The organism is Streptomyces lycii (assembly GCF_009735685.1).
Taxonomy (GTDB): domain Bacteria; phylum Actinomycetota; class Actinomycetes; order Streptomycetales; family Streptomycetaceae; genus Streptomyces; species Streptomyces lycii.
On the sequence record NZ_WHPN01000056.1, the window covers coordinates 1 to 8838 of the forward strand.

At 73.9% G+C, this 8838-nt stretch carries 4 protein-coding genes and 1 pseudogene; 3 read left to right on the top strand and 2 right to left on the bottom strand.

Going from position 1 to position 8838, the window contains the following annotated elements:
* Positions 1-35: 35 nt before the first annotated feature.
* Positions 36-983 carry a phosphotransferase enzyme family protein gene (locus GCU69_RS02895; protein ID WP_156205044.1) on the top strand — a complete coding sequence of 316 codons (948 nt, stop codon included), beginning with the start codon at positions 36-38 and terminating at the stop codon, positions 981-983.
* A 385-nt stretch (positions 984-1368) separates the two neighbouring features.
* On the opposite strand, the pseudogene GCU69_RS02900 reads toward GCU69_RS02895, so the two are convergent.
* Both GCU69_RS02900 and GCU69_RS02905 read right to left on the bottom strand, forming a co-directional pair.
* Positions 1369-2079: pseudogene (locus GCU69_RS02900) on the bottom strand (exonuclease domain-containing protein); the annotation flags it as partial.
* 175 nt (positions 2080-2254) lie between these two features.
* On the bottom strand, positions 2255-3496 hold the full coding sequence (locus GCU69_RS02905) for an SAV2148 family HEPN domain-containing protein (protein WP_235978176.1): 1242 nt from the start codon (positions 3494-3496) through the stop codon (positions 2255-2257).
* 370 nt (positions 3497-3866) lie between these two features.
* Between GCU69_RS02905 and glgX the strand changes: the two genes are divergently transcribed.
* Complete coding sequence (gene glgX, locus GCU69_RS02910; protein WP_098754187.1) at positions 3867-6098, top strand: glycogen debranching protein GlgX; 2232 nt, start codon at positions 3867-3869, stop codon at positions 6096-6098.
* Between the two features lie 122 nt (positions 6099-6220).
* Positions 6221-8800: a malto-oligosyltrehalose synthase gene (gene treY / locus GCU69_RS02915; RefSeq protein ID WP_156205046.1), complete on the top strand. Its 2580-nt coding sequence runs from the start codon at positions 6221-6223 to the stop codon at positions 8798-8800.
* Positions 8801-8838: the final 38 nt, after the last annotated feature.

Here is an 8838-nt window from a genome sequence, read left to right on the forward strand (position 1 = left end):
CGCCGCGGCCTGGGAGACTGGTGCCGTTCAAGGACATGGCAGGCAGGACAGCGGAGGGCACGGTGCCGGAGGCGGAGACGACCGGGGCGGGCGGCGAGACCGCCCCGGCGGTGGTGTTCAGCGAGGCCCGGGCGCGGCAGGTGCTCGCCGCGGCCGGACACGCGGACGCGGCGGCCGGGGCCGAACTCGTCGCCTTCGGCGAGAACGCCGTGCTCTCGCTCGGCGAGGACGGCCCCGTCGTCAAGGTCGGGCGCAGCGCCGAACTGCTGGACCGGGCCCGCCGGGAGCTGCGGACCGCGGCGTGGCTCGACGCGCAGGGCGTGCCGACCGTGCGCCCCGCGGAGACCGAGGCCCGGCTGGTGGACGGTCACCCGGTGACGTACTGGCAGCGGCTGCCCGCCGCCGTACGTCCCGCGGGCGCCCGGGACCTCGCGGAGCTGCTGCGCACCGTGCACGCGCTGCCCGCGCCGCCGTTCCCGCTGCCGCGCCGCGATCTGCTCGGCGGCGTCGAACGCTGGCTGCGGCTCGCGGGCGAAGCCGTCGACCCCGCGGACGCCGCCTATCTGCGGGAGCGCCGGGACCGGTTCGCCGAGGCGGCCGCCGCCCTGGAGCCACGGCTTCCGCCCGGGCCCGTCCACGGCGACGCGCTGCCCCGCAACGTCCACGTCGGCCCGGACGGTCCCGTGCTCGTGGACCTGGAGACCTTCTCCCACGACCTGCGGGAGCACGACCTCGTCGTCATGGCCCTGTCCCGCGACCGCTACGGCCTCCCCGCGGACGCCTACGACCTCTTCACCGAGGTCTACGGCTGGGACGTCCGCGAGTGGGACGGCTGCGCGCTGCTGCGCGGCGCGCGTGAGACCGCCAGCTGCGCCTGGGTCGCCCAGAGCGCACCGGGCAACCCGGCGGCACTGGCGGAGTTCCGCCGCAGGGTCGCCTCATTGCGGGACGGCGACACCGGGGTCCGCTGGTACCCCTTCTGACGGATGCCCGGCCCGGCGGGTGCCAAGCCTGACGGATATCCGGCCCGGCGGGTGCCCGGCCCCGCGGATATCCGGCCCGACAGATGTCCGGCCCGACGGGCGCCCCGCCCGCCCGCAGCGCGGTGTGGTGTGGTCCGGCCGCCCACCACGCGGCGAGCCCGGCACGGTCCGGCGGCGTCCGGGGACGGCCCCGCCCCGGGACCCCGGCGGCCCGCTACTCCGCGGGGGGCCGCGGCGCCGGCACCTCCGCCGTGGAGGGATCCCCGGCGGCGGAGGTGCCCGGCGAACCCGGCGCCGCCGGGCCCTGCCCGCTCCCCGCACGCCGCCCGCTCCCCCGGCCCTGCCCGGTCTCCGGACCCGGCGCGGGCCGGTCCGCGTCCGGGCCGCGCTGCGCCGGTATGAGCGGCCACGCCTGCTCCACCCGGGCGCCCGGATTCGACGTACGGCGCAGATGGCGCTGGAAGGACACCGCCTGCTCGGCCGCGGCCCTGACCTGCAAGTCGTGCAGGGCGGCGAGATCGAGGCAACCGACCGCTTCGTGCTTGCGGCCGATGCACAGCGCGACCTGCGCGGCGGCCAGGGCGTCGGCGCCCGCGTCGTGCGCCCCGGTCAGCGGCACGCCGTAGTGCTCGCAGAGGGCCTGCAGGGTGCGCTTGCCCTTGCGGTAGCGGTCGCAGTGCTTGTCGAGGACCAGCGGGTCGACGACCGGGCCGGGCGACCGGCCGAGGCGCGCCGACAGCGGCGCGATGCCGTGCCTGCGGCACTCCCGGTCGAGCAGGGACAGGTCGTACCGGGCGTTCATGACGGCCAGCGGCCGGCCGGAGCGGAGCACCTCCGCGACGGCCTCCACCACCGCTGCGACCCCGGCCGCCGCGGGCATGCCCTGCTCGCGGGCGCGCGCCGTGCTGATGCCGTGGATCGCTGCGGCCTCGTCCGGGATCGGCACGCCCGGGTCGATGAGCCAGCTCCGCGCGGTCGCGGTGCGGCCGTCCGGCTCCAGATGGGCGAGCGCCGCCGTCACGATCCGGTCGTTCTCGATGTCCGTGCCCGTCGTCTCCAGGTCGAAGCCGACCAGTGCGTCCCCGTGCCACCCCATGACGGCTCTCCTCATTCTCCGGTGTCCGCGCGGTCCGTGTGCCCGCACGGCGGAGATCCCCGCGCCGCGCGGTCACGGTGCCACACCCGGACATCCCTCGTCCCCGTGTTCAATTCACCCTTTCACGCGGCACTGACAACGGGCGGCGCCCCCGCGAGCCGGGGCCGGCGGCCCGTCAGGACACCGGCCGGGAGTCCGCCCAGGCGCTCTCGAACTCCTCGCGATAGGTGTCGAAGAGCCCGCCGTCGCGTTCCCTGCCGCCCGTTCCGCCCTGCACCACGTCCCGCCGGCTGCCGCGCAGGACGAGCACCGGCGCCTCCATGCCCCGGGCGCGGCGCAGATAGGACTGCACGACGGCGACGCCGTCCGGACCGTCGCCGTTGACCAGGTAGGCGGTGAAGCGCGGGGTCTCGTCGAAGACGTTGACCTGGAAGGCCGCGCTGTCCCGCAGCCGGGCCCGCACCCGCCGCATGTGCATGATGTTCATCTCGACGGAGCGGCTCAGCTCGCCCTTCTTTATGCCGAGTTCCCGCTCCCTGCGCCGGACCGCGCTGCTCGCGGGGTTGAGGAACAGCAGCCGGGTGCGGCACCCGGCCTCGGCGAGGCGTACGAGCCGTCGGCCGGAGTAGTTCTGCACGAGCAGGTTGAGACCTATGCCGATGGCGTCCAGCCGCCGGGCGCCCCCGAAGAGGTCCTCCGCGGGCAGCTGGCGCTGGAGCCGTACCCGGTCCGGGTGCACGCCCACCACATCGGCGTACCGGTCGCCGACCAGGTCCTCGACGGCGTCCACGGGCAGCCGGTCGGCGGACGGGGTGCCCGCGCCGGTGCCGAGGATGTCGAGGAGCTTCGCGGACGCCCGCTCGGCCTGGGCCAGCACGGCTTCGGACAGGGCCCGGTTGCGGGAGACGACGTTGCGCGCCACTTCCAGCTCGTCCAGGGCGAGTTCGAGATCGCGCCGGTCGTCGAGATACGGCTCGAAGCACGGCCAGTGCTGAACCATCAGCTCGCGCAGCTGCGGCAGGGTGAGGAAGCTGAGGACGTTGTCGTCGGCCGGGTCGAGCAGATAGCCCTTCCGCCGGCTGACCTCCCGCACGGCGACGGCGCGCTGGACCCACTCGTGCCCGGCCGGGCCCGCGGCGGCCACCACCCACTCGTCGCCGTGCACCGGCTCGTACACCGGACGCAGCACGGCCGCGACGACCGAGCGGAGCCGCTGTTCGACGAGATTCAGCCAGATGTAGGCCCGACCCGCCCGGCGGGCGCGTGTGCGCACCTCGCTCCAGGCGTCGTCGCCCCAGTCCAGTTCCGCTCCGATCTCCATCGGCCGGGCCAGGGACACCGCGCCGGGTGGGACCTCCGTGGCGCCGCCCTCGTGACCGCCGTCACCAGGTGGCAGCTCCAACCCGCCCGAGCTCACCTGTGTACCGCCTTCCGCCCCCGGGTCTTCGATCATCGGAGCCTACTGCGTGCACGGGAGCCGGTGCACCCGGAACCCCGACGGGATCCGTGGAGGAAGGGCGGAGGGACGACGCCGCCGGCGGGCAAGGGAGGACAACGGCGAGTCTTTGGCCGTACTTGCCCTGCCATCATTCGATTTCCCTGTAAAACAGCATATGGGACACGTGTACCACCGTCGGAGGACGAGGAGAAACCGTAGGAGGATGCTCTCTTTTCGAGGAAGATCTGACGAAAGCGCCCCGGCTCACCGCTGGTTGGGCGAGGATTCCTGTCCTGCCAGGGATTCGCCTTCTCGCGGAGCCCGGATCAGAAGTGGAAGAGTCGACATCATGCAGGTCTGGCCGGGACAGGCGTACCCCCTAGGTGCCACGTACGACGGCGCCGGCACGAATTTCGCGGTCTTCTCGGAGGCCGCGCAGAGAATCGAGCTGTGCCTGCTGCACGACGACGGCTCGGAGACCGCGGTGGAGCTGCGCGAGTCGGACGCCTTCGTACGGCACGCCTATCTGCCGGGGATCATGCCCGGCCAGCGGTACGGCTTCCGGGTGCACGGACCGTACGAGCCGAGCCGCGGCCACCGGTGCAACTCGGCCAAACTCCTGCTCGATCCGTACGCCAAAGCGGTGAGCGGCAGCATCGACTGGGACGAGGCGGTCTACGGCTACCACTTCGGCAAGCCGAACGAGCGCAACGACCTGGACTCGGCCCCGCACACCATGGCGTCGGTCGTGATCAACCCCTATTTCGACTGGGGCGACGACCGCCCGCCGCGGACGGACTACCACCGGACCGTGCTCTACGAGGCCCATGTCAAGGGCCTGACCATGCTGCACCCCGCCCTGCCGGAGGAGCTGCGGGGCACCTACGCGGCGCTCGCCCATCCGGCGATCATCGAACACCTCACCGAACTGGGAGTCACCGCGCTCGAACTGATGCCCGTGCACCAGTTCGTCAACGACCACCGGCTCGTCGACGTCGGACTCGCCAACTACTGGGGCTACAACACGATCGGCTTCTTCGCCCCGCACAACGCCTACGCCTCCTGGGGCGACCGAGGCCAGCAGGTGCTGGAGTTCAAGTCCGCCGTCCGGGCGCTGCACCAGGCCGGGATCGAGGTCATCCTCGACGTCGTCTACAACCACACCGCCGAGGGCAACCACCTCGGGCCGACCCTGTCCTTCCGCGGGCTCGACAACACCTCGTACTACCGGCTCACCGACGACCCGCGGTATTACATGGACACCACGGGCACCGGCAACTCCCTGCTGATGCGCAGTCCGCACGTGCTCCAGTTGATCATGGACTCGTTGCGCTACTGGGTCACGGAGATGCGGGTCGACGGCTTCCGCTTCGACCTCGCCGCGACGCTCGCCCGGCAGTTCCACGAGGTCGACCGGCTGTCGTCGTTCTTCGACCTGGTGCAGCAGGACCCGGTGGTCAGCCAGGTCAAGCTGATCGCGGAGCCCTGGGACGTCGGCGAGGGCGGCTACCAGGTCGGCAACTTCCCGCCGCTGTGGACCGAGTGGAACGGCATGTACCGGGACACCGTCCGCGACCTGTGGCGGGGCGAGCCGCGCACGCTCGCCGAGTTCGCCTCCCGGCTCACCGGCTCCTCCGACCTCTACCAGAACGACGGCCGGCGGCCGCTGGCCTCGGTCAACTTCGTCACCTGCCACGACGGCTTCACCCTGCGGGACCTGGTCTCGTACGACAAGAAGCACAACGAGGCCAACGGTGAGGGCAACCGGGACGGCGAGTCCCACAACCGGTCGTGGAACTGCGGCGCCGAGGGGCCCACGGACGACCCCGGTGTGCTGTCGCTGCGCGCCCGACAGCAGCGGAACTTCATCGCGACGCTGATGCTCTCCCAAGGCGTCCCGATGCTCAGCCACGGCGACGAGTTCGGCCGCACCCAGCAGGGCAACAACAACGCCTACTGCCAGGACAACGAGCTGTCCTGGGTGCACTGGCCGAGCGGCGGCGGAGGGCAGGCGGCGCAGGAGCACGGCGACGGACAGCCGTCCGGCGGGAAGCGGGGGCGCCCGAAGACGGGCGGCGCCAGGGGCGGCGGACGCTCTGCGGACAGCACGCCGGAGGCGCCGGACCGGGCGCTGCTGGAATTCACCCGTTCGATGGTATGGCTCCGGCGCGACCACCCCGTCTTCCGGCGCCGGCGCTTCTTCCACGGCCGTCCGGTCGAGGGGACCCACGACGACCTCTCCGACATCGCCTGGTTCACCCCGGACGGCAAGGAGATGACCCAGCGCGACTGGCAGGCGGCGCACGCCCGGTCCCTGGCGGTCTTCCTCAACGGCAGCGCGATCTCCGAGCCGGGTGCGCGCGGCGAGCGGATCACGGACGACTCCTTCCTGCTGCTGTTCAACGCGAGCGACCGGGACCAGGACTTCACGGTGCCGCTCGACCACGGCCGGCAGTGGCAGGTGGTGGTGGACACGGCGCGCTCGGAGGGGATCGAGCCGGGCAGCGGCCGGAAGGTCAAGGCCGGGGACCGGCTGACGCTCGTGGACCGCAGCCTCACCGTGCTCCAGCGGCCCGGCTGACGGATTCCGGGCCGCCCGCCGGCCCCTCACCCGGACGGCGGATCCGGGGCGGCTGATTCCGGCTGCCCCGGATGCGCCGCCCGGCGGGCGCAGAGACGGCACATCCGGGTACATACGTTCCTATGACGCCCGAGCCCCTGCCGTCCGAACCGCTGCCGCCGCCGGACGTGCCCGGCGACCCGGCCGCCGACATGCCCGACGACCCCGACGCCGTGCTCTCCACCGGCGGCCCGGCCCTGCCCCCGGCCACCGCGCCGACCGCGACCTACCGGCTCCAGCTGCAGCCCGCCTTCCCGTTCGCCGCGGCCGAGGCGGCCGTCCCGTACATCGCCTCGCTCGGCGTCTCGCATCTGCACCTCTCCCCCGTGCTGGAGGCCGTGCCCGGCTCCGAGCACGGCTACGACGTCGTGGACCACGGAGCGATACGCGCCGAGCTGGGCGGTGAGCGGGGCCTGCGCCGGCTCTCGGCGACGGCCCGCGAGTACGGGCTCGGCCTGATCCTGGACATCGTCCCGAACCACATGGCCGTACCGGCGCCAAAGCGGCTGAACCGGGTGCTGTGGGAGGTCCTGCGGAACGGGCCCGACTCCCCGTACGCGCACTGGTTCGACATCGACTGGGAAGCCGGCGGCGGGCCCGGCGGCCGGGTGCTGCTCCCGGTGCTCGGCGGCCGGCTGGGGGAGGAACTGGACCACTTCCGGCTCGAACGCCAGACGCAGGAGCGGGACGGGCCCGGCGGCACGGAAGGCCCCGGGCACGTGTTGCGCTATCACGACCACGTGTTCCCCGTGCGGCCGGGCACGGAGCGGCTGCCGCTTCCCGAGCTGATCGACGCGCAGTGGTACCGCCCCGCCTGGTGGCGGCTCGCCCGCACCGAGCTGAACTACCGGCGGTTCTTCACGATCTCCGACCTGATCGGGGTCCGCGTCCAGGAACCGGCCGTCTTCGCCGCCACCCACGAGACGGTGCTGCGGATGCTCCGGGAGGGCGTCGTCGAGGGGCTGCGCGTCGACCACCCCGACGGGCTGGCCGACCCGGAGGGGTATCTGCGGCGGCTCGCCGAGGCCACCGGAGGCTGCTGGACGGTCGTGGAGAAGATCCTCACCGGCTCCGAGCCGCTGCCCCGGAGCTGGCCGGTCGCGGGCACCACCGGCTACGAGGCGCTGCGCAGGATCGACGGACTGTTCGTGGACCCGGCGGGCGCGCGGGAACTGGCGGCCGCGCACCGCGAGTTCACCGGCTGCCCCGACGATCTGGGCGGCGTCTGGCCGGACACCGCCGCCCGCGCGGCCCGCGAGGTCGTGACCCGTGAGCTGGCCGCCGAGGTCGAGGCGCTGGGGCGCGTCGCCGACCGGATCTGCCGGACCTCGCCCGCGCTGCGCGACCACGCGCCGTGGGCGCTGCGCACCGCGATCCGCGAACTGCTGCTGCGGATGCCGGTGTACCGGCCGTACGCGGTGGCCGGCGAACCGGCCGCCGAGCGGGACGCCGCGATGCTGGCGGCCGCGGCGGAAGGAGCGCGGGAGGCGTTCACCGTGCCGGAGGAGGCCGACAGCGTCGTCCTCGTACGGGATCTGGCCCTCGGCGCGGCCGGGGACTCGCCCGACCACACGGCCTTCTGCGCCCGCTTCGCCCAGACCTCGTCCGCGCTGCGCGCCAAGTCGGTGGAGGACACCGCCTTCTACCGCTACACGCCGCTGCTGTCGGCCGCCGAGGTGGGCGGCGATCCGGCCGGACCGGCCGTGACCCCGGAGGAGTTCCACGCCTACTGCGCCGGGGTACACCGCGCCCGGCCGGAGACCGGCACGGTGCTGTCCACCCACGACACCAAGCGCAGCGCCGACGTACGGGCGCGGATCGCCGTGCTGTCGCAGGCACCGCTGGAATGGGCGGAACTGCTGGAGCGGCTGGCGAAGGAGCCGGGCCGCGCCCCCGACCCGCACACGGCCTGGACGGCCTGGCAGACCGCCTTCGGCCTCGGGCTCGGGCTCGGGACGGACGAGGACGGCGGGCTGCCGGCCGGCCGGCTCGCCCCGGCGCTGGTCAAGGCCGCCAGGGAGGCCGGGCTGCGCACCTCCTGGACCGAACCGGACCCGGCGTACGAGAAGGCCGTGGCGGCCTTCGCCGAGGCGGGCCCGGGCGGCACTCCACCGCGCGCCGCCGCCCTGCTCGCCCGGTCCCTCGCGCCGCACGCCCGCGTGAACATCCTGGGGGCCGCCCTGGTCCAGCTGACGATGCCCGGCGTACCGGACGTCTACCAGGGCACCGAGCACGAATACCGGGCACTCGTCGACCCCGACAACCGGGCGCCCTTCCGGCCCGCGCCCGAGGCACTGGCGGGGCTGGACGAGGGGCGGCCGCCGCAGAACCTGACGGAGGAGAAGCTGCGGCTCACCGCTGCCGCGCTGCGACTGCGCCGGGAACATCCGCACTGGTTCGGCCGCACCGGCACCTACGAACCGCTGCGGGCCCAGGGCCCCGCCGCGGACCACTGTGTCGCCTTCGGCCGCTCCGGCTCGCTGATCACGGTCGTCACCCGGCTGTCCCGGCGGCTGGAACAGTCGGACGGCTGGCGGGACACCCGGCTGCCGCTGCCCCCGGGGCGCTGGCGGGACCGGCTGGGCTCCGGCGAGTGGGAGACCACGGTGCCGCTGTCCGAGCTGCTGGACCCGTGGCCGGTGGCGCTGCTGACGCGCCGCTGAACGACGGGACGCGGCCGCGGCCGCGCGGGGCGCCGACC